Source organism: Mucilaginibacter sp. UYNi724 (genome assembly GCF_054057495.1).
On record NZ_JBSRZI010000002.1, the window covers coordinates 392,703 to 418,341 of the forward strand.

A 25,639-nucleotide genomic window follows, 5' to 3' on the forward strand; every position below is an offset into this window, starting at 1 on the left:
GTTTAAACCCATTTTTAATTTAGTTCAGATCAACTATTACCGTAAATATGTACATTAGTTGGCCTATGAAAATGAGATTTCTGATCATCCTTTTTTTGATGCCTGGCTTTTGCATCGCACAATCTATTATACCCCAACCTGTTTACAGTAAAAAAAGCCCAAGCGATTTTGATTTGAAGAGTGCAACCCAAATTGGTTATAATGATAAATCTTTAGGTCCGTTAGCAAAATACCTGGAGAGACAAATTTACTTAACATGTAACGTAAAAATAAAACATCCTGTCGGGATGCATCCGAGTTTCTTTCTCCATTTAAAAAAGTCGACAGGCCAAATCATTAACGGATCTTATAAATTAAGTGTAAATGGGAGCGGGGTTCATATTGAATCTGCCGATAGCGAAGGCATATTTTATGGGATACAATCTTTGCTGCAACTGATAAATATCAATACAAAAACCATCTCCGGTGTAGAGATAAATGATGTCCCACGTTATCAATGGCGTGGCTTTATGCTTGACGAATCCCGACATTTTTTTGGGAAGACCAAGGTAAAGCAGCTACTTAACATGATGGCACGCTATAAACTAAACAAGTTTCATTGGCATTTAACGGATAGCCACGGCTGGCGTTTGCAGATCAGGAAATATCCAAAACTTACCACCATTGGCGGTATAGGTAACTTTACCGATAGTACCGCCGCCGCCCAATATTACACACAGGCCGATATTCGCGAGATTGTTGCTTACGCCAAAGTGCGCTTCATAGAGGTAATACCCGAAATTGATATGCCCGGTCATGCAAGTGCTGCCAATAAAGCATATCCGCAATATAGCGGAGGGAGTGTGGCAGGTTACCCCAACTTTACTTTCGATCCATCAAAAGAACAAACGTATAAATACTTATCAACCATTATCAAAGAAACCAATAGCCTTTTCCCTGCTAAGATGATCCACTTAGGCGGCGATGAAGTTTTTCTTGGTATTCAGGCGTGGTTAAAAAAGCCAGATATAACGGAAATGATGGCAAAGCATGGCTTTAAAACGCCATCCGAACTTGAGCGTTATTTTTTTAGGCGGATGGGAGATACTGTAATAAAGTTAGGCAGCAAGGTGCTTTGCTGGGATGAAGCTGTTGAAACTGACCTTCCGCACGATAAAACAATAGTATTTTGGTGGCGGCAAAATAAGCCTCAAAGCCTTAAACTGGCGCTGAGTAAAAATTACCAGGTAGTGCTTTGCCCACGCCTGCCCATGTATTTTGATTTTGTGCAGGATAGTACCCATATATCCGGCCGTAAATGGGATAGTACAAAAGTTGTCGGTTATCAGTTACAGGGAAGGTTTAATGCCGTACATGATGTTTACAACTTCCCGGATAAATACTTTAATGGACAGGAGCTAAACTCTGGAAATATTATTGGCATACAAGCCAACCTATGGACAGAAACTGTAGGTACTCAAAAAAGATTAGATTATCTGATATTCCCGCGTATAGCGGCGCTGGCAGAAGCTGCATGGAGTACAGCAGCAAATAAAAATGAGGCGAATTTAGATGATAAACTTAAAGCAGAAATAAAATGGTATAAAATGGCACGGGGTTATTATTATAACCCGTTCAATCCGGCAGAACACCCCGAGGTGGTTGATTTTGCCCCAAAGAAAGCCTTAAAAGATTAAATTACTGCTTAGCCACAATGTCCGCGATGATCATATCCGCGTGGATGCGCGAGTTCTCGATAAACCAAAGGTGCGTATCTAACCCGCCTACAACAACCCCTGCCAGATACAAGCCGGGTTGATTCGTTTCCATTGTATCGGGATTATAGGTGGGGATGAACTTATCTTCTGTTAGCCGGATGCCGATCTTCTTCAAGAAATCAAAGTTGGGTTTGTAGCCCGTCATGGCCATTACAAAATCGTTGGGGATGGTTACCTTGCCTTCGGGCGTATCAATATCAACCTCGTTTTGGCGCACCTCTGCAAGGCTCGAATTAAAATAGGCTTTGATAGTGCCTTCTTTAATGCGGTTAATAATATCCGGCCTCACCCAATATTTAACCCGGCTACTTACTTCGGCACCGCGGATAATTAAAGTGACCTCAGCGCCTTTACGGTAAGTTTCTAAAGCCACATCTATAGCCGAATTGCTGCTGCCAACAACCACAACTTTTTGCGAAGTGTAGTAATGCGGGTCCTGGTAGTAGTGTTTAACCTTTGGCAGGTTTTCGCCGGGGATATCCAGGTTTACAGCAATGTCATAAAAGCCTGTGGATAGGATTACCTTTTTAGCCTGATAGGTGTCTTTGCTTGTGGTGACCTCATACCCCCCATTGACCGGGTTAACATTTGTTACTTCCTCAAATAAATTTAGCGGCAGGTTGTTTGAAAGGGCAACGCGGCGGTAATACTCCAATGCATCATTACGGGTGGGCTTATTATGTACGGTTACAAATGGCACACCACCGATCTCCAATTTCTCGGAAGTGGAGAAGAACGTCATGGTAGAAGGGTAGTTGTACAGCGAATTTACCAGGCAGCCTTTCTCGACGATCACAAAACTTAGACCAGCTTTTTGGGCTGCAAGTCCGCATGCTAAACCAATGGGGCCACCGCCTATAATGAGTATATCGAGCATAAGGGCGAAGATAGGCAGATTACGGCTAATTAATATCGAATAATGAATGTTGAATGTCAAATTTGAAGGGAACCTTCATTTGCTGAGGAGAGAGCAAAGTATAAAAAACAAAAATGGGATAAGCTACTTTTATCGCGCCGCTCAACTCTTTACCCTTGCTGTGTTCCCACCCTGGGGGAGTTCAAGAGGAGCTGGCCGTAAAAGACTTATCCCGCCGCAAAGATAGAAAAAGGATGCATTTTAGGTTAAGAAATTATTAAAAAATGAAATTTAGCAGTGGAGGGGTTGATAATCAGAGGGGTAAAATTAAAAAGCCTGCGTCATTGAAAGGTGCGAAGCAATCTCTTGAGGAAGATTAGTTCTTAGTTAGGAATGGGAAGCCACTCAAAACAAATCGATCTGTTTCTGTGCATCTCCTTTTACACCTACTTCGTCCAAACCCTTTATCCCTCTAAACCCAAAAGTTCTAAAAGAATCCCAGGTAGGCGAGCCGCCGAAGGTTTCGCGCTTAACAATTTTGAGCTCTTTGATCCAGAATGGCTCCACAACCTTTTTATGTTTAAAGTACGGCCAAAGTGTATTAAAATGCCCCTCGGATATATTCCTGACTACCGTAACATGCGGCACCAAAGTTTTGCGGATGCTCAGGTTTTTTCTGAGCAGGGTAAACCAGGCATCAACAGCCGGGGTAATGCGGATGTGCGCGTAAATGGTGTATTGATTATGCAAATGGGCAAAATATTTAAACCCATCAATATGCAGCAAAACCGGCGGCATAATGTTAATGGCCCGTTCAATTTGCGATACGGTATGGTCGGCATAATAGGGCTTTTGCCGCTCCATATGCATTACCGAAATATGCGCGGGCGATGCCATACTTTTAAATTCGCCAATATGCTTTACCGATGCTCTTTTGTATTTGCCGATAAGTTCTTTAACGGGTTCTGGTGGCGAAAGGAGAAAAAGATAGTCGGCATAGCTAGTCATATATCGGTGAATTATCGATACAAATTTTACTAAATATTTTAGCAATTCAAATTATATTTTCATATTTGTGAATGGATGCTAAGCGGCATATTGTACATATCGATCTGGATTCGTTCTTCGTATCTGTAGAGCGGAAATTCAACCCATCGCTTATCGGTAAGCCTGTAATTATAGGCGGCTCTGCAGATAGGGGCGTGGTGGCATCTTGCAGTTATGAGGCCCGTAAGTTTGGTGTACACTCTGCTATGCCGACAAGGCAGGCGCTTAAACTGTGCCCGCAAGCTATAGTCATCCATGGCACACATGGGCGGTATTCGGAGGCTTCGCGAGAGGTTACCCAGATCATCCATGATATGGTGCCGTTATACCAAAAATCATCGGTAGATGAGTTTTATATCGACCTAAGTGGCATGGAGCGTTTCCACGACCCGTTCAAACTTGCCTGCGAATTGCGGCAGAAAGTTATCCGGGAAACAGGGCTGCCTATTTCTTTCGGCATGGCATCGGGCAAAACGGTTGCTAAAATGGCAACCAACCAGGCAAAACCTAACGGCCAGCTTTGGATCCAACACGGGCAGGAGAAAGCTTTTTTAGCGCCGCTAAATATAAGTAAGATCCCCGGACTTGGTGAAAGCACCGCGCAAAAGCTTTATCAATATGGCATCGAAAAAATTGGCGACCTGCAGCGGGTAAACCTGAAATTCCTGGAAGCGGTTTTTGGCAAAATGGGATTGTATATTTACAACAAAGCGAATGGGATTGATGATAGCGAGATTATCCCGCATGGCGACCGTAAGTCAATTTCAACAGAAACCACTTTCCACAACGATGTGAACGATAAGCGCACCCTTGAAAATGTGTTGGTAAGCATGACGGAAGAATTGGCGGGAAAGCTACGCCGCGAAAACAAGGTATCGTCCTGCCTTGCTATCAAGATCCGTTACGCCAACTTTGAAACGCATACCCAGCAAACCAAAATAGCCCTCACCGCTGCAGAACATATCCTAATCCCCGGCATAAAAAATTTGCTTAACAAAGCATGGAACCAGCACCGGCCTATCCGGCTGATTGGTGTGAAGCTAAGCAACCTTTGCCCCGGCAGTTACCAGATAAACCTTTTTGAGGATAACGAAGAACGCATTAAACTTTACCAGGCGATGGATGATATCAATTTCCGTTTTGGCGATAAAACCATTTGCCGTGCCGCGGGTATGGAGATAGGAGCACGGACTTTTAACCCGTTTTTGAAGGGATAGAATTAACGTGCGGATGATTTATACACAATCTGCACATTTGCATATATTCTCATCTGCACACCTACAGAGCCTTCTTCATCAAAATATCCGTTTGCTCATCATCACCAAGCATAAATTGGTGGCTGCCAAAGTGTTCAAAGCCCTTACTTTTATAGAATTTAATGGCCCGGGTATTGTGTTCCCATACACCAAGCCATACGTATTTGAGGTTCTTTTCAACGGCTGTTTCCATAGCAAACGCTATCAGTTGCTGTCCTATTTGTTTCCCCTGAAATTCATCTAAAACATAGATCCGCTCCACTTCAACAGCTTCGGCGTCTTGCAGTTCTGTTTGGGCACTATTGTAATTTAGTTTGATGTATCCGCCAGGGGTGCCATTCACTAAAGCAAAGTAAAATTGCGAATCAGGGTTGTTAAGTTCCTTTTCAAATTGGGGTAGGGTAAAAGCTTTTGAAGCGTACGCTTCCATGGCTGCCGGGCTGTTGGTGGGCAAAAAGGCATCAAAGAAGGTTTTACGACTTAGCGCCAATAGTGTAGCAGCATCGGCAAGGCCAACTGCTTTTATCTCTAAAATATGGGGCATATGTTTAATCGAACTGGTCTTGTAAACGAACAAGCCTGTCAATCATAAGGTTTAGCTTTTCTTCCTCGTTTTTAAACATCCTGGGTTTTAAATAGAATGTAGTAAACAATAACCATACAATGATTGAACCGTATGTAACACCCTTAAATGTAGCCGAGGCATTCTGCAATACCTCCACAAAGTAAAGAGCAAGGCCGCCGCTTATCAGTAATGTGTAGATATAATAGAACCAGCCTATAACTTTACTGCGATTACGCTGGTACTCTTTTAGGCTATGCAGGTATTCGGTAGGGTTAACGGTAGCGTCGCGCTTACTCAAGATAAGGTAATGCCTTACAATAAGCGCCAGGTACATAAGCATCGTAATTAACACTATCATGATGCCAATAGTGGTAAGCCACGAATTGAACGCGCCAAACAGTGTGATGATAAAAGCAAAGGCAATTATCACTATCATGGCCACAATACTCCAATATATACGGTTTGTTAAACCGCGCACGCCGCTTTTAACTTGCTTAAGCACTTCATCTACAGATAAATGCTCCTTTTTTGGCTGCGCTTGCCAAACCGTCATTAAATGATCAAAGTCTTTCATGCTGATTGTATAACTCTGTCAATTTTTGTTTAATGCGATAGATCTTCACCCTCAAATTCCCTTCTGATATACCCGAAACATCCGCTATTTCGGGGTACGGCACTTCATCAAGCACCAATGTTATAATAATTCTTTCCGACTCCTCCAATTTGGAGATACATTTATACAACAAAGCAACCTGCTCGTTCTTTTCCGAAAAAACCTCTGGCTTATTTTCGGCAATGGCGGGGGTCAGCTCGTCTTTTGCTTGTCGTTTTTCTGATCGTAGGTAGGTTAGGCAGGTGTTTACCGCTATGCGATAGATCCAGGTAGAAATAAGCGCCTGGTTACGAAATTTGTGCAGGTTTTGCCAAACTTTTAAAAAGGTTTCCTGCAGCAGGTCGTTCGCAGCATCGTCATCGCCGGTATAACCATAGCACAAATGGTAAATTTTCTTCGAATTGGCTTCGTATATTTTCCGGAAAGCGTCTTCTCTGTCTGCCACCTGGTTCAGTTAGTTTTTTAGTTGGACAAAGTAACACCATTAATGTTACAACAGGTAACTTTTTTTATTTAACCAAGGCAATTTTTCACCGGCGTCATCTAAAAATTTATTATAGTCCTGGCTGTAATCAAATTGCAGGTCCTCGTGCAATTTGCTGATGGAGGTTTTCACCTTTTCTATCTGTCTTGTTAATATCAGCCGGATTGGTTTGTATGATGTTTGGCGAACTACATATTGTAGGTAATTCTGACAAAAGTTCAGCAACAGTTCAATCTCCGCAGGCTTAGAGCCTATAAATTTGGTGTACTTGGTAAGCATTTTTAAGATCTTGCGCAGGCCTTTGGCTGTAAAGTAACTTTGGGCAGGCAACTGGCTAAACATAAATCCGGCCTCGGCCTTTATACTCTCTATAAAATCGTGTTCGTTATGGGCTTCAAAAAGGAGGTAGGCAAGCAGTTCCTTATTTTCTTTTTTGTAACGTACCAATCGCAGGCATAATTCGGTCAGCTGCTCTTGCGGCAGGTGTTGGATCTCTTTCTTTATTTGCTGCAAGCCATAGGTAGTGATACTCATTGATATTAAAGTTTTAAATTTTGTAGTTTTACGCCACCAAACAAGCACATGCAGAAAAGCAAATTAACCCTGTACATCTTTGTAGCCCTGGTATTAGGCGTAATCGCCGGATACATTTATAATGCTACCGTTATAAACAATATTAATACCAAGATAAGTGCCGCCGAGGTAAATATAAAAACAATAGACGAGCAATTGGTGGCGGCTAAAGATACTACAACTGCCGTTTACAAAAGCTTAAAGGTTGACCGCGCCGCCCAGATAACGCTGCGCAAAGCGGCCGACACCAGCCGCGAAGATAAGCTTGTTGGCTTTACCATACTAAGCGATATTTTCCTTCGCCTGATAAAAATGATCGTAGCCCCGCTCGTGTTTACCACCCTTGTAGTTGGTGTTGCTAAGGTGGGCGATATAAGCGCCGTTGGCCGTATTGGTGGTAAAACGCTGCTATGGTTTTTGAGCGCTACGCTGGTATCATTGGCTTTGGGAATGTTATTGGTAAATTTTTTTAAACCAGGCCAGGCTATGCATTTGCCTTTGCCGGACAGCCATTTGGCCACAGGGATACAAAAAACTGCGCTTTCACTTCGCGATTTTATAGGCCACGTGTTCCCGAAGAGTTTTGTGGAGGCGATGGCTAACAACGAGATCCTGCAGATCGTGATCTTCTCGTTATTTTTTGGTGTAGGTACTGCCGCCATCGGCGAAAAAGGCGAGGTAGTTATCAAAGCGATGGACGCTATTGCGCATGTTATATTAAAGATAACCGGCTATGTAATGCAACTGGCACCTTTGGCGGTATTTGGCGCCATTACCGCTATTATCGCGAAGCAAGGCTTAGGCATTTTATCTACCTACGCAATATTTATAGGCGAGTTTTACTTCTCGCTATTGATACTGTGGCTGGTAATTATCCTTGCAGGGTCTGTAGTATTACAGGGCAGGGCATTTAGCCTGGTAGGCCGCATTAAAGATGCCATGCTTATCGCTTTCAGCACCTCAACAAGTGAGGCGGCCTATCCAAAAGTATTGCTGGAACTAGAGCGCTTTGGCTGTAACAACAAAATAGTAAGCTTTGTATTACCGTTGGGTTACTCGTTTAACCTGGATGGCTCTATGATGTACATGACCTTCGCGTCGTTATTCCTGGCGCAGTCTTATAATATCCACTTATCCTTTGAGCAGCAATTATCCATGTTGCTTATCCTAATGCTTACCAGTAAAGGTATTGCCGGTGTGCCGCGTGCATCGCTGGTAGTTATTGCCGGTACTATCTCCATGTTTAACATCCCGGAGGCAGGCCTTGCGCTATTAATAGGTATCGACCCGCTGCTTGATATGGGCCGCTCTGCAACCAACGTGTTAGGTAACGCAATGGCGACCGCAGTAGTAAGCAAATGGGAAGGGGAGCTGAGTGGCGGAAATGAAATATCGAAAGTCGAATAATGAATTTTAAATATCGAAGTTTATTAATAATTCACTAACTCAATAAATCACTAATTATATATAATGGTAACCCGTTCTAAAAAAATATTCCTCATCGCAAGCATCGTTGTTCCTTTTCTTTTATACTGTTTCTACTATTACGGTATGATGATCAAGAACGCGCCTTATAAATTTTCTGAATTTCAATCGTTACGGTTTGAGTATGGTTATGGGGATACGCTTAACAACACTTATGATTCTAAAACCGGCGAATACCAATTCACAAACAGGCGCGATTCGTTAGTGAAGATAAACTTGAAACTTAGCAAAGATGAACTGCTATACCTGCACCGTAAAGCTGCCGACCTGGGTTTTTGGGATTTCCCGGCAAACGAACTTAACCCAGATGTTAAAGGCCACGTGCCCAGGTTTGTAATGCAGTTTAACTACCAGCGAAAAACAAAAAAGGTAATGTACGATGCATCTTATAACGGCGATGATAAATTAAAAGATGCCAACGAAAGGCTTATCAAAGAGATTCAAAAGATATTATCCGAAGCAGAAGCAAGCCAAAGAAATAGTAAATAGGGCTTTGCATCTTAAAATATTAATCCATATATTTGCACCTCAAAATTTAAAACAATAATTAATCAACAATGTACGCAATAGTAAGTATAGCCGGGCAACAGTTTAAAGTTGTGAAAGACCAGCAGATCTTTGTACACCGTTTACAAGGGGATGAAGGCGCTAATATTGAATTTGACAATGTGTTGTTAGCAGAAAATGAAGGTAGCTTCAAATTAGGTTCTGATTTGAAAAGCGCTAAAGTATCAGCTAAGATCGTGTCTCATTTAAAGGGTGATAAAGTAATTATCTTCAAAAAGAAACGCAGAAAAGGTTACCAGAAGAAAAATGGTCACCGTCAGCAATTTACCAAGATCGAGATCACCGGTATAACATTATAATTAAATTTTAACCGACTCGATCACAGGGTCACAAAAGAAATTAAGAAATGGCACACAAAAAAGGGGCCGGTAGTTCAAGAAACGGCCGCGAATCACATAGCAAGCGTTTAGGTATCAAAATTTTCGGTGGTCAGCCAGCAATTGCAGGTAACATCATTGTTCGCCAACGCGGTACCAAACATAACCCGGGCCTTAACGTAGGTATCGGTAAAGACCATACTTTATTTGCATTAATTGCAGGTAACGTAGTATTCAAAAAGAAAGCAGATAACCGTTCATACGTTTCTGTTGTTCCTTTTGAAGTAGCACCAGTTGCAGAAGATGCAGCACCGGCACCAGCCGTTAAAGCTGAGCCAAAAGCAACTAAAGAAGCAGCACCTGTTGCAGTGGCAGACGTAGCTGAAGAAGCTCCTAAAGCTAAGAAAGCAGCAGCTCCAAAAGTAAAAAAAGACGCAGCACCTGATGCTGAAGAAGCATCTGCAGAATAATTTATAGCAGAAACTCACACAATATAAAAAGCCCTTATCAATTTTGATAAGGGCTTTTTTGTGGGTAAACATTTAGCTTCGTCGTTGCGAGTGTATGGATTCCGATATTTTAATAGACGACCTGCATGACAAACCTGTAACTTATTCTAATATAACCTTCTTCAAATACCAGCCATCGTTATCTATAACCGGGGTGGTTTTGCTTTCAACTGTAATTCCTTTTGGTGTAAGCGTCATGCGTTTGGTGCCCGCATCTGTGGTAACATCAACAGGAAGTTCGGTGCCGATGTTAAGCAGGCTAATTAGGTATTTGTTCCTTGGCCTTGCTTTTACGCTTACCTCGAGCTTGTTGGTAGTGCGCAGGTAAAAATCAAACAGTGGCTTTAGCGATTTGCCATAAACCGCGCTAAAATACTGCTCGGCATCATCGGTAACATTTTGATGGTCGTAGGTGAACCTTGGGTCGGTTGCAAAACCTTTAAGCGCCGGGAAGAAAAGGCTATCGCCCATTACGTAATGCAGCGTATGCATAAAGTATGCGCCCTTTACATAAATATCATTGTTGTATGCCGAAGCTTCGTCAATATCCTTACCCAAAACAATAGGCTGCTTGTTTGCAATGCCAAAAGCAGATTGCTTAAAATGGTTTATGTATGCTTGTTTACCTTCCAGGTCAAGATAGGGCAGGGCATCAGCATAAGTATCTATCCCTTCGTGGATCCAGTAGTCGGCCCAATCGCGGGCGGTAACTTTGTTACCCCACCATTCATGCCCAAACTCATGAAACATTAGCCAATCGAAATCCTGCCCGCCAACTTTGGTGTACCTGAATTTGTTGCCATAAGCGATCATGCTCTGATGCTCCATACCCAGATGAGGGGTTTCTACGATGCCCAGTTTTTCTTTAGCCCAGGGGAACTCTCCAAAATACCTTTCTTTTGATTGCGCGGCTTTTATAGCCATATTAACCAATGACGGCCCCTTAGCCACATGATATTTTAATACGTAAAACTGCACAGGCACTATATTGCCTGCAACAGATTTATAACTGCCTTTTACAACGGTGTAATCGCCGGCATTAAATACAATACTGTAGTTATTGATGCTGTATTTGGTTTGCCAGTGATAAGTAGCCGTAGTGCCATTCTTACTCACACCTTTTAACAAGCCGGGGCCTGCAACAACCAGACCCTTAGGAACGGTTATCAGCACATCTGCTCCTTCATTTGGTTCGTCGCTGGGATGGTCTTTACAGGGGAAGAAGATCTTGCCGCCGGTACCCTCGGCAGTTACAGCCAGCCATTTGTGGCCGGTAGAATCTTGTGTCCAGGTAAAGCCATCGTCCCACGGTGGGTTTTTGGCGATGCGGGGTTGGCCTGCATAGATTACTTTTATACTGGCTTTCCCGGCAGCTAATTGCTTACTCAGGTTAATGGTGATCAGGTCGGACTGATGTGTAAATGCTTCCGCTTTACCGTTGACGGTGATGGCACTCACGTGTAAGGCGTCCATCAAGTCTAACAGCAACACCTTGGTAGGCTGCGCCATGATAACGTCTACAACGGTTGAACCATCAACAGATTTGGTTTCGAAATTGCAGTTAAGCGCGATGGTGTAATGCCGCACATCCATTATAGCCTGCTCGGGTTTAAGTTTGCCGCCGGAGGTTTGGGCAGATGCGCCAAAGGCTAAAGCAAGCAGGCACAACGCAGCAGAAATAGTTCTTGTAGTTTTTTTCATCAGACAAGGAATGATTGAATGCTAAAGATAAACATGTGTATCTATTTGCTGATGGTATGAAATGTAAAATTTATACTTACAGTACTATTCTGTTGCAAACAACATACAGCTAATAGGGAGCATATACCGGCATCTAACCACTTTGCCATTTTGCATAGCAGGTTCCCATTTTGGTGATGCCTTAATAATCCGAACGACTTGTCTTTCCAAAGAAGTGTTTTTGGGTTTTATTATATTGAAATTAGATAGGGAACCGTTTTTTTCCACTATAAAAGAAACTGCTATTCTTGTCTGTACTTCTTCGTCTTTTGTTACACTTTTATAAATCTTATTGCTGAAAATATACTTACTCAATGCCGCATCACCGCCGGGGAATACTGGCGGTTGCTCAACAACAGAGAAAACAGTAGTATCAGAAGAAGTGATTTTTTCTGATACTTGCGCATTGGTTGAAAAAGTTGCGAAAAGCAATAAGTAAAAGATTATCTTTTTCATCTTTTAATATTCTCTCACCAACAACCCATCTGCAAAATCGCGGAGGTATTGTTTGTTTTCTTCGGGTAGGTTTATCTTGTCTAAGGCCGTAAAAGCTTTTTCAGCGTAGGCTTGCATTTCGGTTTCGGCATGTTGGCGAATGTTAACGCTGTTGTAGATCCCGGTAACGGCAGCCACTTTTTCGGCAGCATTAAAAGTGGTGAATGTTATCCAGCGAGCCAGTTCTTCGGCATCGGTACCTTTAACCAGTTCAAGGGCTTTAATAAGCAGGTAGGTTTTTTTGTTGGAAATAATATCCCCGCCAACCTGTTTTCCAAATTTTTCGGGGTTACCGTACACATCCAAAATATCATCCTGTAACTGGAACGCAATACCCAGGTATTCGCCGAACTTGCAAAGCAGGTCGGCATCTTTTATATCTGCCTCGCCAATAAGCGCGCCTATCTTTAAAGCACCACCAAGCACCACAGCCGTTTTAAGGCGAATCATATTGATATATTCTTCGATGCTGATATTGTTACTGGTCTCGAAAGTCATATCCAGCTGCTGGCCTTCGCAAACGCCTATAGCGGTATCGTTAAAAATATTGAGAACCGTGCGCAGGATATTATCACGCACCTGCATCATCAATTTATAACCCTCTACCAGCATCACGTCGCCTGATAGGATAGCCACGTTGTTGTTCCACTTTTCGTGCACGGTGGTCTTACCTCGGCGTTTGGGGGCGTTATCCATAATATCATCATGCATCAGCGTGAAGTTGTGAAACACCTCTATAGCCAAAGCAGGGGGCAGGGCAGCTTCCACATCGCCACCAAACAGATCGCAGGCCATAAGCAGCAGGGCGGGGCGCATACGTTTGCCACCCAGTGCCAGTATGTACTTTATAGGTTCATATAATTCCGCCGGGTACTCCGGGTATTTTAGTTCGGCTACCGAGCTTGCAATCAGCGACTGCAGGTCTTCAAGTTTTCTCATTTGTTTGAGTGTGTAAACTGCGGGATAAGAGGAGCGAAGAACGGATTAAAACGCACCCCGCACTTATAACCCGCACCAATCACATATTAATTATTTACTAAACTAAAGTCTATCTGTTTTTTGGTAAGATCTACGTTCTTCACGCGTATCTGCACCTCGTCGCCAAGCTGGTAGGTTTTCTTTTTACGCTGACCGATGATGGCGTAGTTCTTTTCATCCAACGTGTAAAAATCATCGCTAATGTCGCGCAGGCGAATCATGCCCTCACACTTGTTCTGCACTATCTCTACATACATACCCCATTCGGTAACGCCCGAGATAATCCCGGTGAACAAATTGCCCACCTGGTCTTTCAGGTACTCGGCCTGTTTGTATTTAACAGATGAACGCTCGGCATCAGCAGCCTTTTTCTCCATTTGCGAACTGTGCTTGCAAAGCTCCTCGTAATGGTCTGCGTTAACACTTTGGCCGCCGGCAAGGTAATGCTGTAACAGGCGGTGCACCATTACATCCGGGTACCTACGGATAGGCGAGGTAAAGTGCGTATAGTGGTCAAAAGCCAAACCGTAATGGCTGCTGCTTTTGGTGGTATATATTGCCTTAGCCATAGAACGGATAGCCAGCTGGGTAAGTACATTTTGCTCTTTTTTGCCTTCCACATCCTCCATTAAAAAGTTTAGGGAACGGGCGGTTTCCTTATCAGATTTAGTGTTGATCTTATAACCGAACCTTGCTGCAAACTGCGCGAAATTGGCAAGTGCATCGGGCTTTGGCGTATCGTGCACACGGTAAACAAAAGTGTATTTATGCTTGCCTTTACCCATTTTGCTTACATGCTCGGCAACCTTTCGGTTCGCTAAAAGCATAAAGTCTTCAATCAGTTTATGGGCATCCTTGCGCTCTTTTACATAAACACCGATAGGTTTACCGGTTTCATCCAGCTTAAATTTAACCTCTGTGGTTTCAAAGCTGATGGCTCCTGCTTTAAACTTGCGTTCGCGCAGTTTGTAGGCAAGGGCGTTCAGTTTTTCTATTTCTTCAACGTAATCACCGGTTTTTGTCTCTATAACGTCTTGTACTTCTTCGTAGGTAAAGCGCCTGTCTGAATGGATAACGGTTTTGCCATACCATTCTGCTTGGATATTGGCGTCTTCGTCCAGTTCAAACACAGCGGCAAAGCAAAGCTTATCCTCATGCGGGCGAAGGGAGCACAGCCCGTTCGATAACCTTTCCGGCAGCATCGGGATAACCCTGTCTACCAGGTAAACGGATGTCCCGCGCTCGTAAGCTTCCTTGTCCAGAGCCGAATCGGGGATGATGTAATGCGATACATCGGCAATGTGCACACCAACTTCGTAATTGCCATTATCCAGTTTTTTGAATGATAAGGCATCATCAAAATCCTTGGCATCAAATGGGTCGATGGTGAACGTTAGCACATCGCGGAAATCCCGGCGTTTGGCAACCTCTTCGGCGCTTATCTCGCTTGGGATCTCTTCGGCATCGCGTTCAACCTCGGCAGGGAAAGATAGGGGAAACCCGTACTCGGCCAGGATGGCGTTCATCTCCGTATCGTTCTCGCCCTGTTCGCCCAAAATATGTTTGATGCGGCCTATCGGATTTTTAGCGCCGGCAGGCCAGTCGGTAATTTCGGCTACAGCTTTAATCCCGTTCTTTGCCCCGTTCAAATCGCTGATGGGTATAAAGATATCGTGCATCATTTTACGATCATCGGGAATGAAGAACGCGAAACGTTCAGATAATTTTACCACACCGGTAAACTCCATTTTATGGCGCTGCAATATCTCTATCACTTCGCCTTCCTGGCGTTTGCCGCGGCTTTTAGCATACACATAAACTTTAACACGGTCGCCGTTTAGGGCGTTGCGCAATTTACGTGGGGCTACAAAAATATCGGTTTCACTGGGGTCGTCGGTAACGATGAATGCCGAACCGTCATTGGTTAGGTCAACCTTGCCTTCAACAAAGGTCTTTAGCTCCAGCAGTTGAAATTTGCCGGGTAATATTTCTTTCATTACGCCTTTAAAGGCTTCGTTCTTCAATACATCCAGGATAACGCCGCGGGCATCAGGGTCGCGTACGTTTAGCTTGGCAGAAACTTGTTTATGGTTTAGCGGCGTATTGCCGTTTTGTTCAAATATATCCAGCACCATCTGCGTGAGCACCTGGTCTATGGTAGCGTTATTTTTATTCTTTTTTGACATTTATTATTGTTTGTTGCTAAGGTACGAAATGCTTAGGCTTTGTAGGGCAACGATTGCGAAACATTTACCACCAGCGTAAGCAGAATGTAAAAAACAGCGGATTTGTTGCGCTTTATAGCTAACCCGACTGATTTATGATAGTTTTACCACATGAAAACTTTAGGGCTTATTGGCGGCACCAGCTGGGTATCAACTATCGATTATTACCGTTTTATCAATCAGGGCGTGAATGATAAACTGGGTGGTGTAAACGCCGCTCAATTGCTGTTGCACTCGTTCAACTATGCCGATATAGCTAAAAATCACGCGGAAGACAGATGGGACAGAACCACCCAAATGATCACAGATGCCGGGATAGGTTTAAAAAATGCCGGGGCCGAGGGCATTATCCTTTGTGCAAATACGCTGCATTTGGTGGCTGATGAAGTAGAGCAAAGCATTGGCCTGCCCATAATTAACATCGCGACAGCAACCGCTAAGGTTATTAATGCACATGACTTAACAAAGGTTGCTTTGTTAGGTACAAAGTTTACCATGGAGCGGACTTTTTTTACCGATAAACTTACTGCCGCGGGCATAGAACCATTGCTACCCAACCAAACCGACCGCGACTTTATTCACCAAACCCTGATGGAAGAATTGGGCAAAGGTATTTTACTGCCCGAAACCAAAACCCGTTACCTGCAAATAATTGACGGACTGGTACAACAGGGCGCGCAAGGCATCATCCTTGGCTGTACCGAAATCCCCTTACTGATAAAACCCGAAGATACCGATGTGATCCAATTTGACACCACGCAGATCCACTCCGCAGCGGCGGTTGAGTTTGCTTTGGGGTAGGGTACACTGTCGCTTTTTTTCAAATATTTCTTAAACTCCAAAAATTGCATACTTTTAGTGTGCAATGGAAGAAAAAAATAACGACAGAACCATCCGGGCTTGGGCTATGTTTGATTGGGCAAACTCGGCTTACAACCTGGTGATCACCACAACCGTTTTCCCGGCTTACTACATTGCTATCACCGCAAACGCCGCAAACGGCAACCGAGTAAATTTTTTTGGTTTTAGCGTTGTTAACACGGCTTTGCAGGACTACGCCCTTGCGGCTGCCTACCTCGTGATGGTATTCTTGCTCCCTATCCTCAGTTCCATTGCAGATTATCGCGGTAACAAAAAAATGTTCATGCAATTTTTCACAGCAATTGGCTCGCTTGCTTGCTGTAGCTTATTTTTTGTGGACGAGCATAACATCGAGTGGGGTATTGTGGCCTTTGCCATAGCTGCCATTGGCTATGCGGGTGGCTTCGTATTCTACAATTCATACCTGCCCCAGATAGCCACGCTTGATATGCAAGATAAAGTAAGCGCCAAAGGGTTTACCTATGGCTATATCGGCAGCGTTTTGCTCCAGCTTATTTGCTTTGTATTCATTTTAATGCCCGATACCTTTGGCCTTACAAAAGGCTCGGCCTCGCGCTTATCATTTCTGTTGGTAGGTATCTGGTGGATAGGTTTTGCCTTGATCCCTTTCTATATTTTGCCAAAAGGCAGCCCGAACGGCAAATCGCAGCACCAAAATATTATTAAGGGCGGGTTTGTAGAATTGGGCAACGTTTGGGTTAAAATAAAGGGCATGCCGCTGTTAAAAAGGTTTTTGCCGTCTTTCTTTTTCTATTCGATGGGTGTGCAAACCATTATGCTGGTAGCTACCAGTTTTGCCGCTAAAGAATTGGGCATGCCAACCGAAGACCTGATCAAAATTATTCTTATCATCCAAATTGTTGCCATTGCAGGGGCTACGCTAATGTCGCGCCTATCTAATAAATACGGCAACGTACGGGTACTGATATTTGTGGTGTTCCTTTGGATAGGCATTTGTATCGCCGCGTACTTTACAAGAACTGCCGCGCATTTTTACATTGTAGCCGTATTTGTAGGGTTGGTAATGGGCGGGATCCAGTCGCTTTCGCGCTCTACTTATTCTAAATATTTACCGCAGGATATCCCGGATACAGCCTCATTTTTTAGCTTTTATGACGTTACCGAAAAGCTGGCCATTGTAGGCGGTTTAGTCAGTTTTGGCTTTATTGAGGAGTGGACTGGTAATATGCGTAACTCAACCCTTGCATTGGGCATATTTTTTGCTATAGGTTTGTTCCTGCTGTTTTCTTTGCTGGGTGCGGAGAATAAGATCAAGAAAAATGCTGAATTTAGCGGCCGTTAATATTTACCCGTACAGATGACAATTGAGTTATTTATCCCGTGTTTTATAGATCAGTTGTACCCAGCCACCGCTTTTAATACCGTTAAGGTGCTCGAAAAGGCAGGCTGTACCGTTAACTATAACCCCGAACAAACCTGTTGCGGACAACCCGCTTTCAACGCCGGTTTTTGGGACGATGCCAAGGCCGTAGGCAGCAAATTCCTGAATGATTTTCATGAGGATAGTATCATCGTTTCGCCATCGGCATCGTGTACCGGTATGGTGCGCAACTATTACAACGATCTGTTCACCAACACGGCAATGCACAATAAATGCCGCAATATCCAAAGCAATATTTACGAGCTGAGCGATTTTTTGGTGAACATCCTAAACGTTGATTACTTTGGCGCCGAACTGGAAGGCCGCGCCGTTTACCACGATAGCTGTGCGGGCTTGCGCGAATGCAAAATAAAGGACGAGCCGCGCCAATTGCTTTCCAAGGTATTAGGCCTGGAACTTGTAGACCTGAAGGATAACGAAACCTGTTGCGGGTTCGGCGGCACCTTTGCCGTTAAGTTTGATGGCATTGCCACCGCCATGGCCCAGCAAAAAGTAGACAACGCCCTTGCCGCCGGCGCAGAATACATCATTTCTACCGATGCATCCTGCCTGCTGCACCTACAAAGCTATATCGATAAAAATAACCTTCCTATTAAAACCATCCATCTTGCCGATGTGCTTGCGCATGGATGGGGGAATGTGTAAGAGGGATTTTCACCGCGTGTGATTTAAATGACCGTGGATTTACCTACAACTCGTAACTCACGCCCTTCTCCGGTATCGTAACCTTGTACCCGTCCACCTCCAATGCATCGGCCATGGCTTGCATGCTGGTGGCCTCGCCATGTACCAAATAAACACCTTTAAGCTTGTTTGGGGCTTGCGACTTAATGTTGTTCACCAGGTCTTCGTGATCGCCGTGGGCGCTTAGTACGTCGGTTTGCTTGATGGTGGCGTAAACGGATAGGTCGCGGTCTTTAATATGGACGATAGGGTCGCCACGCAACAAGCGGAAACCTAATGTTCCTTTGGCACAATAACCTATAAAAAGGATGGTACAGTAATAATTTTGAATGTTATAAAAAAGGTGATCCTGGATTCGGCCACCTTCCAGCATGCCTGCCGAAGAGATGATGATACAAGGCTCGTAATAATTAGACACCTGGCGGCTATCCTTCAGGGTTTCTACATAGGTGAGGTGCTCAAACTCGAACTCGTCGCCTTGTTTGTTGTAAAACTCCTGCGCTTCGGCATTTACCAGGTTATGGTGTTTGCGGTAAAGGCTGGTAGCACGGGTAGCCATTGGGCTATCCACAAAAACCTTAACAGGAGGGAGCAAACCCGCGTTGAAGATCTTGTTGAGCGCGAAAACCAAAGATTGTGTACGGCCAATGCTGAATGCGGGAATAATTAACCGGCCTTGCTCAACCACGCAAACTTTCTCAATGGTTTCTATCAGCGTTTCCTGTACCGATTTGCCCTTGGTGTGCATCCTGCCACCGTAGGTAGATTCGGATACGATATAATCCACAGGTGGCAGCGGGTCGGGGTCGTTTAGCACCGGGTAATTCTTGCGGCCAATATCGCCGGTAAAGGCGATTGATTTTTCTTCGCCGTTATCATTTATTTTAAGCACCGCAGCAGCAGCACCAAGCAGGTGGCCGGCGGGTATAAAGGTCAGTTCGATATCGCCGGTAATGCGGAACGGTTTGTTATACCCAATGGTTACAAAGCGTTCAACCGTATCCATTACGTGTTTTTGCAGGTAGAGAGGCTGAGGGCCGGCGCTGCTATGTTTATGCTTGCGGCCACGACTGCGGCCTTTTTGTGCCTTAGCTAAAAATATGTTTACTGAATCAAATAACAACAGTTCGGTAAGGTCGGCAGTTGGTGGGGTGCAAAGGATCTGGCCGTTAAAGCCTAAGCGCACAAGCGTAGGCAGGTTGCCCGAGTGGTCGATATGCGCATGGGTAAGGATCACTACGTCGATCTCTTCGGGGCGGAAACCAAAATCTTCGTTCACCATTACGTTATGGTCTTTCTCGTAATCCAGCCCGCAATCTACCAGTATTTTATATTGACCTACCTGCAGCAGGTGCATGCTACCCGTAACCTGGCGGGCAGCGCCGTGTATAGTTAGTTTCATTTATATAGTTCGCAGGCCACTAACAGGGGTGTTGGGCCTAATGCAATAATAACGATTAAAAGTTGGTTTTAAAGGCGAAAGCGCGTTCATCTTTTTAAGGTGTCCCACTTTGTGAGACACTACACAAATATTTATTTAAAATTCTAACAATCAGATAATTACAAAAAAGCTGATTTTAAAAATACTTAAATTTAAATTTTAATAAAATACATAAATACCTGTAAGTTAGGAAACTATGTATTTTAAGCAGGGTATCTCACTAATTAAAAAACGGTACACCGTGGGACACCCTGAGACAGCACTAATTTAGCTCTGCGCGGTCTCGAATTGCAACTGGCTTAAATATCGGTACAGGCCTTGTTCATTAGCTATCAGTTCCTGATGGTTACCCGTTTCGATGATGTTGCCTTTCTCCAGCACGATGATCTTATCCGCCTCGCGGATGGTTGATAAGCGGTGGGCGATGATGATAGACGTACGGCCTTTCATCAGCACTTCTAACGCCTCCTGCACCAAACGTTCAGATTCCGAATCGAGCGACGAAGTTGCTTCATCCAGGATCAATATAGCCGGGTTTTTAAGCAAGGCGCGTGCAATAGCGATGCGCTGGCGCTGTCCGCCGGATAGTTTTACGCCGCGCTCGCCAACAAGAGTATCATAACCTTCGGGGAAAGACGTAATAAACTGATCTGCATTGGCTTTTTTGGCTGCCGAAATGATCTCGTCCTTATCCGAACCCAGTTTACCATAGGCAATGTTCTCTAAAATAGTACCCCCAAACAGCAATACATCCTGCGGAACAATAGCTACCTGGTTGCGGATATCGGTCAAGGCATACTCTTCGGCGTCTAAACCGTCAAAATAAATGCTCCCGCTTTGCGGATGGTAAAATTGCAGTATCAGGGCCGCCATGGTAGATTTACCAGAACCGCTTGGCCCAACAATAGCAACCTTTTGGCCCGCGTTGGCGGTAAACGAAATATCTTTTAATACCGTAAGTTCTGAACGGGAAGGGTAGGCGAATACCACATTATTAAACGCCAGGTTACCACTTATTTTTTGTTTGATGAGGTTATCTTCGGCATTGATAGACACATCTTCGCCTTTTTCATCAAGGATCTCTAAAACGCGTTCGCTGGCACCAACCGCTTTTTGCAGATTGGCGTAAAGTTCTGGGAAGCTACCCATAGCAGCACCCACAAAAATAGAGTATAAGATAAAGGTGGTTAAGCTACCAACCGAAAGCTCGTGCTGGTGAACCAATATCGACCCATACCATATCACACCTACTATAGAACCAAACAAACAGAACACGATAAATGATGCGAATATCCCACGGAACACCGCGCCCTTTACAGCTATCTTCACCACTTCGCGCAGGTTTTTGTTATAACGGCCCGCTTCAAACGCCTCGTTCACAAAAGCCTTTACATTGGCAATACCTTGCAGGGTTTCTTCAATTATGGTGTTAGATTCCGCCAATTTATCTTGTGCCTGCCTTGACAGGTTACGGATAAATTTGCCAAAGAATACGGCTACCACAACTAACACGGGCAGCATCAGCAATAAAGCTAACGTCAGTTTAAATGATACGATGGTTAGTAAGGTAATGCCGCCAACCAATAATACCAACTGCCTTATCATTTCGGCAAAGGTGGTGGTCATGGTATCCTGTATCTGCGACAGATCGGCAGAGATTCGGCTATTCAGTTCACCAACCCTGCGGTTAGCGAAGAAGTTCATGGGAAGGGTTATCAGCTTAAAGTAGGTATCGCGGCGGATATCAGCAAGCGCTTTCTCTGCAACCTGCACAAACCAAACCACCCTAAAGAACGATACAAAGGCCTGTACAAATAAAATAGAGAATGCCAGCAAGCCAATAGCGTTGATGGTGGGCGGTAAAAAAGCATATTTCTGTTTGCCCTGCGCGGCATCGATCAAAGCACCCAATAATGACGGGAACGCAAGGCCGGTTAAACTCGACATAAATAAGAAGAACATCCCGGCGATGAATTTGCCCCGGTATGGTTTTATGTAAGAGATAAGTTTGCTGATGCGCCTAACGCTCTCCAGGTTTAATTTTGCTTTTGGTAATTCTGCTTCTGCCTTGCTGCCACTGTTCAATCTGCCTCGTGCCATTTATATTTTTTGGGTTATCAACCTGCAAAACTAATGGTTTAAAGTTTGTATTTAACGCCCGTTTGTAAAATTGACGTTAGGATGAGTGGAAATCGATCCGCTTAATAGTAAATTAAAATTAGCTTATGTAAGTTACATGCTATAAATGTCAATAACCATTATGCACATCAAGTCACTTCCAAAATCAGTCGGTAATTTTTTAATGATCGGGATGCTCACCATTTGCTTTAACTTACTACTTTCTCAATTCACGACAGTTCCGGATTTTTTAAGGGGCGCGCTGACAGGAGTAGGTATTGGAATGGAGATAATTGCGTTGATCAGGCTGGTGATTTTCAGGCAAAAAGTGCGTGGTATTATTGAAAATCAATAATTACGCTATCGCCAAGATTTAGGCCTAACAGGCCGCTGGCGTTGCCTTTGTTAATGGCAATCTCCAGGTGGTCGCTGATACCGAAGAGGCAAAGCTTTTCGCCTTCGGGTACTTCATTATAGTGCCAGCTAAGATGATTAATAGTTTCGTTACGTTTAAAGTAGAGCACAAAACGGCGGCCTTGCTGCACGCGGTTAAAAAACTCTTTGGTAACGTTGGTGATCACGTTTTGGAACGAGTCGATATAGATCACCGCGCCCTTGATCAGGTTCTTTTCGATAACGGGTTGCAGGGTCATTTTATTTTCTACGCTGCTTACCGGCAGGCCAATCTCCGCAAGGGTACCGCCGTTTGCTAAATGGCAGGCGGCCTTCACAAAAATATCCGCCAGCGGGAAATGCAGAAACTTAAGGTCCTGCATGATATCTATTTCCACAATCTCATCCGGCTCATCATTAAACATCAACGAAAAGATGCCGTTATCGGCCCCAACAAAGTAGTGCGTTTTGTACCGCACGGCAAGGTAGCGGGTTTGCGTATTGTACACAGTATCAATGCCTATCAGGTGCACGGTATTATCCGGGAAATAGTAAAAACTGTTCTTTAAAATAAAGGCGGCCTGCTGCACATTAAAGGCGGCAACATTGTTAGTAATATCTACAATATTTACTGTTGGGAGCAATTTATAAATACTACCTTTAAGGGCAGCCTGATAAATATCTTTATCGCCCAGGTCAGTAGTTAAAGTTATAATAGCCATTAATTTTGTAAATATTTATTGCTAATCTTGTAGAGTATTAAAGGTGCAAATATTCAATTTTTAATTCATAAAAATTCGTAAACTGTCAAAAATCAATTCCTATTGAACGAGCTAAAGTTAACAATTGAGCAGATTAGCCCCGCCGTATTATGGGGCCCTAACAACGACCATTTCGAGATCATTAAAAAGCAATTCCCTAAGCTTAAAATAGTTGCACGTGGCAGCGATGTAAAAGTTTTGGGTGATGAAAACGAACTAAGCGTTTTCCAGGAGAAGTTTGACCACCTGGTACAGCATGTAGAAAAATTTGAGAGCCTTACCGTTATTGATGTGGAACGCATATTAGGCAGCAAGCCTACGGCCAAACCCGCAGCACCCGGCGAGAGCACACCGGATAAATTTGCAAGCGGCGAAGTATTGGTTTTTGGCCCCAACGGTATCATGGTACGCGCGCGCACGCCAAACCAGCACCGCATGGTAGAGAGCCTTGCAAAAAACGACATCCTTTTTGCCATTGGCCCTGCCGGTACAGGTAAAACTTACACCGCGGTAGCGCTTGCAGTAAGGGCGCTAAAAAACAAAGAGATAAAGCGCATCATCCTTACCCGCCCGGCTGTTGAGGCAGGGGAGAACCTGGGCTTTTTACCGGGCGACCTGAAGGAAAAGATCGACCCATACTTACGCCCTTTATATGATGCGCTGGATGATATGATCCCGGCTGAAAAGCTGAAACTTTACCTGGAGAACCGCACCATCGAGATAGCGCCGCTGGCATTTATGCGTGGCCGTACGCTCGATAATTGCTTTGTAATTTTGGATGAGGCACAAAACGCTACAGATATGCAGCTAAAGATGTTCCTGACCCGTATGGGGCCATCAGCCAAATTCATCGTAACAGGTGACGTTACGCAGATAGACTTACCAAAAAAACAGCAATCGGGCTTATACACCGCCCTGCGCATATTAACCGATATAAGCGGTATCGAAATTGTTTACCTGAGCGGGGAAGATGTTGTACGCCACAAACTGGTGAAACGCATATTGGAAGCTTACGGAGATATACAGTAAAGTATTTATTTAGTATCAAGTAATTAGTATCAAGTATCAAGATGTTTTAGGTACTTGATACTTGATACTCACTATTGAAACATGGACGCAATAAAAGAAACACATTTTAATTTTGAGGGACAAACCAATTATTACAAAGGTAAGGTCCGCGATGTTTATACGATAGGTGATAAATGCTTGGTTATGGTGGTTACCGACCGCATTTCCGCGTTCGACGTGGTACTTCCCGAGGCTATCCCTTACAAGGGGCAAGTACTAAACCAAATAGCCGCCAAGTTTTTACAGGCTACATCAGATATTGTCCCTAACTGGGTTATCAACGTACCCGATCCATCTGTTACCATAGGCCGCATCTGCGAGCCCTTTAAGGTAGAAATGGTGATCCGCGGATACCTTGCAGGCCATGCCGCCCGTGAGTATGCTGCCGGCCGTAAACAGGTTTGTGGCGTTGCCCTTGCCGATGGTTTAAAAGAGAACGACAAGTTGCCCGAGCCCATCATTACCCCAACTACTAAAGCAGCTGTTGGGCACGACGAAGATATCTCCCGCGGGGAGATCCTGAAACAGGGAATTGTAAGTGAGGCGGATTATGTGCAATTAGAAAATTATACCCGCCAGCTATTTCAGCGTGGTACAGAGATCGCCGCGAAGCAAGGGCTGATACTGGTTGATACCAAGTACGAGTTTGGTAAGGTAGGCGATACTATTTACCTGATAGATGAGATCCATACGCCCGATTCATCAAGGTACTTTTACAGCGATGGCTACGCCGACAGGCAGGCAAGCGGCGAGGCGCAAAAACAACTTTCTAAAGAGTTTGTAAGGAAATGGCTTATCGAAAATGGTTTCCAGGGGAAAGATGGACAACAAGTGCCGGAGATGACCGAAGAAATTGTTAGTTCGATATCTGAACGGTATATTGAACTTTATGAGCAAATTACAGGAGAAGGCTTTGTAAAGCCCGAACTTGCCGATGTATTAAAACGGGTAGAAAACGCGATTAATAGAGCATTAGTCTCTATTTAAGTTTTTCAATTACAAAGAAAATAATTATATCTTAGCTTTTTAATTACGACAAAATGAAATTTCACGTTGACAAGCACGAGAAGTATATTCTAATTAAGCTTAACGAAACAAAATTAAACTCTTTGATCACCCCTCAGTTAAAATCTGAACTGATATTGATCAACACCGAAGGCCAAAGGAACATCATCCTTGATCTTTCGCAGGTTAAATTTGCAGATTCGTCTGGCTTAAGCAGTTTATTGGTGGGGCATCGCTTATGTAAAAACGCAACCGGTTCATTTATACTTTGCGGATTGAACGACGCGGTTTCACGCCTGATCACCATCTCCCAATTGGATAACGTTCTTTCTATTGTACCTACCTGCGAAGAAGGTATCGACCTTATTTTTATGGAAGAAATTGAGAAAGAACTGAAAAGAGAAATTAGATAATAACC

The 25,639-nt window shown here is 44.0% G+C and carries 26 protein-coding genes and 1 other RNA gene; 13 read left to right on the forward strand and 14 right to left on the reverse strand.

The window, feature by feature from the left end; all coding sequences use genetic code 11:
• Positions 1 to 65 precede the first annotated feature (65 nt).
• A complete protein-coding gene (locus ACVW0P_RS04630) occupies positions 66 to 1,676 on the forward strand; it encodes a beta-N-acetylhexosaminidase (RefSeq protein WP_457131039.1) in 1,611 nt (536 codons plus the stop codon).
• 1 nt (position 1,677) lies between these two features.
• On the opposite strand, the gene ACVW0P_RS04635 is transcribed toward ACVW0P_RS04630, so the two are convergent.
• The 3 genes from ACVW0P_RS04635 to ACVW0P_RS04645 form a co-directional block, all read right to left on the reverse strand.
• The gene (locus ACVW0P_RS04635) at positions 1,678 to 2,634 is read right to left on the reverse strand and encodes a YpdA family putative bacillithiol disulfide reductase (protein WP_457131040.1); all 957 of its coding nucleotides are present in this window, start codon (positions 2,632 to 2,634) and stop codon (positions 1,678 to 1,680) included.
• Between the two features lie 113 nt (positions 2,635 to 2,747).
• An RNA gene (ffs, locus tag ACVW0P_RS04640) (signal recognition particle sRNA small type) lies at positions 2,748 to 2,846 on the reverse strand.
• Between the two features lie 172 nt (positions 2,847 to 3,018).
• The gene (locus ACVW0P_RS04645) at positions 3,019 to 3,621 is read right to left on the reverse strand and encodes a 2'-5' RNA ligase family protein (RefSeq protein ID WP_457131041.1); all 603 of its coding nucleotides are present in this window, start codon (positions 3,619 to 3,621) and stop codon (positions 3,019 to 3,021) included.
• A 71-nt stretch (positions 3,622 to 3,692) separates the two neighbouring features.
• Between ACVW0P_RS04645 and dinB the strand changes: the two genes are divergently transcribed.
• A complete protein-coding gene (gene dinB / locus ACVW0P_RS04650) occupies positions 3,693 to 4,877 on the forward strand; it encodes a DNA polymerase IV (protein ID WP_457131042.1) in 1,185 nt (394 codons plus the stop codon).
• A 61-nt stretch (positions 4,878 to 4,938) separates the two neighbouring features.
• Here dinB and ACVW0P_RS04655 read toward each other — a convergent pair whose 3' ends face one another.
• Genes ACVW0P_RS04655 through ACVW0P_RS04670 form a run of 4 tightly spaced genes read right to left on the reverse strand, consistent with a single transcriptional unit; the run spans position 4,939 to position 7,112 of the window.
• Entirely contained in the window at positions 4,939 to 5,460 is a 522-nt protein-coding gene (locus ACVW0P_RS04655) for a GNAT family N-acetyltransferase (RefSeq protein WP_457131043.1), read from the reverse strand.
• Positions 5,461 to 5,464: 4 nt separating this feature from the next.
• Positions 5,465 to 6,055: a hypothetical protein gene (locus ACVW0P_RS04660; RefSeq protein WP_354430431.1), complete on the reverse strand. Its 591-nt coding sequence runs from the start codon at positions 6,053 to 6,055 to the stop codon at positions 5,465 to 5,467.
• The gene (locus tag ACVW0P_RS04665) at positions 6,042 to 6,539 is read right to left on the reverse strand and encodes an RNA polymerase sigma factor (RefSeq protein ID WP_134336942.1); all 498 of its coding nucleotides are present in this window, start codon (positions 6,537 to 6,539) and stop codon (positions 6,042 to 6,044) included. Before ACVW0P_RS04665 ends, ACVW0P_RS04660 begins: the two co-directional genes overlap by 14 nt.
• A gap of 45 nt (positions 6,540 to 6,584) precedes the next feature.
• Positions 6,585 to 7,112, reverse strand: a complete 528-nt coding sequence (locus ACVW0P_RS04670; protein WP_457131044.1) for a hypothetical protein — start codon at positions 7,110 to 7,112, stop codon at positions 6,585 to 6,587.
• A 48-nt stretch (positions 7,113 to 7,160) separates the two neighbouring features.
• On the opposite strand from ACVW0P_RS04670, the gene ACVW0P_RS04675 reads away from it, so the two are divergent.
• The 4 genes from ACVW0P_RS04675 to rpmA all read left to right on the forward strand — a co-directional run bounded on the left by ACVW0P_RS04675 (position 7,161) and on the right by rpmA (position 9,990).
• Positions 7,161 to 8,558 (forward strand): dicarboxylate/amino acid:cation symporter, encoded by a 1,398-nt coding sequence (locus ACVW0P_RS04675; RefSeq protein ID WP_457131045.1) that lies wholly within the window; start codon positions 7,161 to 7,163, stop codon positions 8,556 to 8,558.
• Between the two features lie 144 nt (positions 8,559 to 8,702).
• Entirely contained in the window at positions 8,703 to 9,125 is a 423-nt protein-coding gene (locus ACVW0P_RS04680) for a hypothetical protein (protein ID WP_457131046.1), read from the forward strand.
• A 68-nt stretch (positions 9,126 to 9,193) separates the two neighbouring features.
• Positions 9,194 to 9,502 (forward strand): 50S ribosomal protein L21, encoded by a 309-nt coding sequence (gene rplU, locus ACVW0P_RS04685; RefSeq protein WP_252757007.1) that lies wholly within the window; start codon positions 9,194 to 9,196, stop codon positions 9,500 to 9,502.
• Positions 9,503 to 9,549: 47 nt separating this feature from the next.
• Complete coding sequence (rpmA, locus tag ACVW0P_RS04690; RefSeq protein ID WP_457131047.1) at positions 9,550 to 9,990, forward strand: 50S ribosomal protein L27; 441 nt, start codon at positions 9,550 to 9,552, stop codon at positions 9,988 to 9,990.
• A gap of 141 nt (positions 9,991 to 10,131) precedes the next feature.
• Here the strand turns inward: rpmA and ACVW0P_RS04695 are convergent, their stop codons facing one another.
• The 4 genes from ACVW0P_RS04695 to rnr all read right to left on the reverse strand — a co-directional run bounded on the left by ACVW0P_RS04695 (position 10,132) and on the right by rnr (position 15,428).
• Positions 10,132 to 11,730: a M1 family metallopeptidase gene (locus tag ACVW0P_RS04695; RefSeq protein ID WP_457131048.1), complete on the reverse strand. Its 1,599-nt coding sequence runs from the start codon at positions 11,728 to 11,730 to the stop codon at positions 10,132 to 10,134.
• An 84-nt stretch (positions 11,731 to 11,814) separates the two neighbouring features.
• On the reverse strand, positions 11,815 to 12,225 hold the full coding sequence (locus ACVW0P_RS04700) for an energy transducer TonB (protein WP_457131049.1): 411 nt from the start codon (positions 12,223 to 12,225) through the stop codon (positions 11,815 to 11,817).
• 3 nt (positions 12,226 to 12,228) lie between these two features.
• On the reverse strand, positions 12,229 to 13,203 hold the full coding sequence (locus ACVW0P_RS04705; protein WP_457131050.1) for a polyprenyl synthetase family protein: 975 nt from the start codon (positions 13,201 to 13,203) through the stop codon (positions 12,229 to 12,231).
• Between the two features lie 86 nt (positions 13,204 to 13,289).
• Complete coding sequence (rnr, locus tag ACVW0P_RS04710) at positions 13,290 to 15,428, reverse strand: ribonuclease R (RefSeq protein WP_457131051.1); 2,139 nt, start codon at positions 15,426 to 15,428, stop codon at positions 13,290 to 13,292.
• 150 nt (positions 15,429 to 15,578) lie between these two features.
• Between rnr and ACVW0P_RS04715 the strand changes: the two genes are divergently transcribed.
• From ACVW0P_RS04715 to ACVW0P_RS04725, 3 genes are all read left to right on the forward strand, one after another.
• A complete protein-coding gene (locus tag ACVW0P_RS04715; RefSeq protein WP_457131052.1) occupies positions 15,579 to 16,268 on the forward strand; it encodes an aspartate/glutamate racemase family protein in 690 nt (229 codons plus the stop codon).
• A gap of 64 nt (positions 16,269 to 16,332) precedes the next feature.
• Entirely contained in the window at positions 16,333 to 17,652 is a 1,320-nt protein-coding gene (locus ACVW0P_RS04720; protein WP_457131053.1) for an MFS transporter, read from the forward strand.
• A gap of 15 nt (positions 17,653 to 17,667) precedes the next feature.
• Positions 17,668 to 18,396 (forward strand): (Fe-S)-binding protein, encoded by a 729-nt coding sequence (locus ACVW0P_RS04725; RefSeq protein WP_457131054.1) that lies wholly within the window; start codon positions 17,668 to 17,670, stop codon positions 18,394 to 18,396.
• A 43-nt stretch (positions 18,397 to 18,439) separates the two neighbouring features.
• Here the strand turns inward: ACVW0P_RS04725 and ACVW0P_RS04730 are convergent, their stop codons facing one another.
• Together ACVW0P_RS04730 and ACVW0P_RS04735 are read right to left on the reverse strand one after the other, a co-directional pair.
• Positions 18,440 to 19,837, reverse strand: a complete 1,398-nt coding sequence (locus ACVW0P_RS04730; protein ID WP_354430459.1) for an MBL fold metallo-hydrolase — start codon at positions 19,835 to 19,837, stop codon at positions 18,440 to 18,442.
• 306 nt (positions 19,838 to 20,143) lie between these two features.
• Positions 20,144 to 21,976 (reverse strand): ABC transporter ATP-binding protein, encoded by a 1,833-nt coding sequence (locus ACVW0P_RS04735; protein ID WP_457131055.1) that lies wholly within the window; start codon positions 21,974 to 21,976, stop codon positions 20,144 to 20,146.
• Between the two features lie 145 nt (positions 21,977 to 22,121).
• Between ACVW0P_RS04735 and ACVW0P_RS04740 the strand changes: the two genes are divergently transcribed.
• The gene (locus ACVW0P_RS04740) at positions 22,122 to 22,349 is read left to right on the forward strand and encodes a hypothetical protein (protein ID WP_457131056.1); all 228 of its coding nucleotides are present in this window, start codon (positions 22,122 to 22,124) and stop codon (positions 22,347 to 22,349) included.
• Here the strand turns inward: ACVW0P_RS04740 and ACVW0P_RS04745 are convergent.
• Positions 22,333 to 23,109, reverse strand: a complete 777-nt coding sequence (locus ACVW0P_RS04745; protein ID WP_354430463.1) for an SAM hydrolase/SAM-dependent halogenase family protein — start codon at positions 23,107 to 23,109, stop codon at positions 22,333 to 22,335. The genes ACVW0P_RS04740 and ACVW0P_RS04745 overlap by 17 nt on opposite strands.
• A gap of 102 nt (positions 23,110 to 23,211) precedes the next feature.
• On the opposite strand from ACVW0P_RS04745, the gene ACVW0P_RS04750 reads away from it, so the two are divergent.
• The 3 genes from ACVW0P_RS04750 to ACVW0P_RS04760 all read left to right on the forward strand — a co-directional run bounded on the left by ACVW0P_RS04750 (position 23,212) and on the right by ACVW0P_RS04760 (position 25,634).
• A complete protein-coding gene (locus tag ACVW0P_RS04750; RefSeq protein ID WP_457131057.1) occupies positions 23,212 to 24,177 on the forward strand; it encodes a PhoH family protein in 966 nt (321 codons plus the stop codon).
• Positions 24,178 to 24,258: 81 nt separating this feature from the next.
• Complete coding sequence (locus tag ACVW0P_RS04755) at positions 24,259 to 25,203, forward strand: phosphoribosylaminoimidazolesuccinocarboxamide synthase (RefSeq protein WP_457131058.1); 945 nt, start codon at positions 24,259 to 24,261, stop codon at positions 25,201 to 25,203.
• Positions 25,204 to 25,256: 53 nt separating this feature from the next.
• Positions 25,257 to 25,634 (forward strand): STAS domain-containing protein, encoded by a 378-nt coding sequence (locus tag ACVW0P_RS04760; RefSeq protein WP_354430469.1) that lies wholly within the window; start codon positions 25,257 to 25,259, stop codon positions 25,632 to 25,634.
• The last annotated feature ends 5 nt before the right edge of the window (positions 25,635 to 25,639 follow it).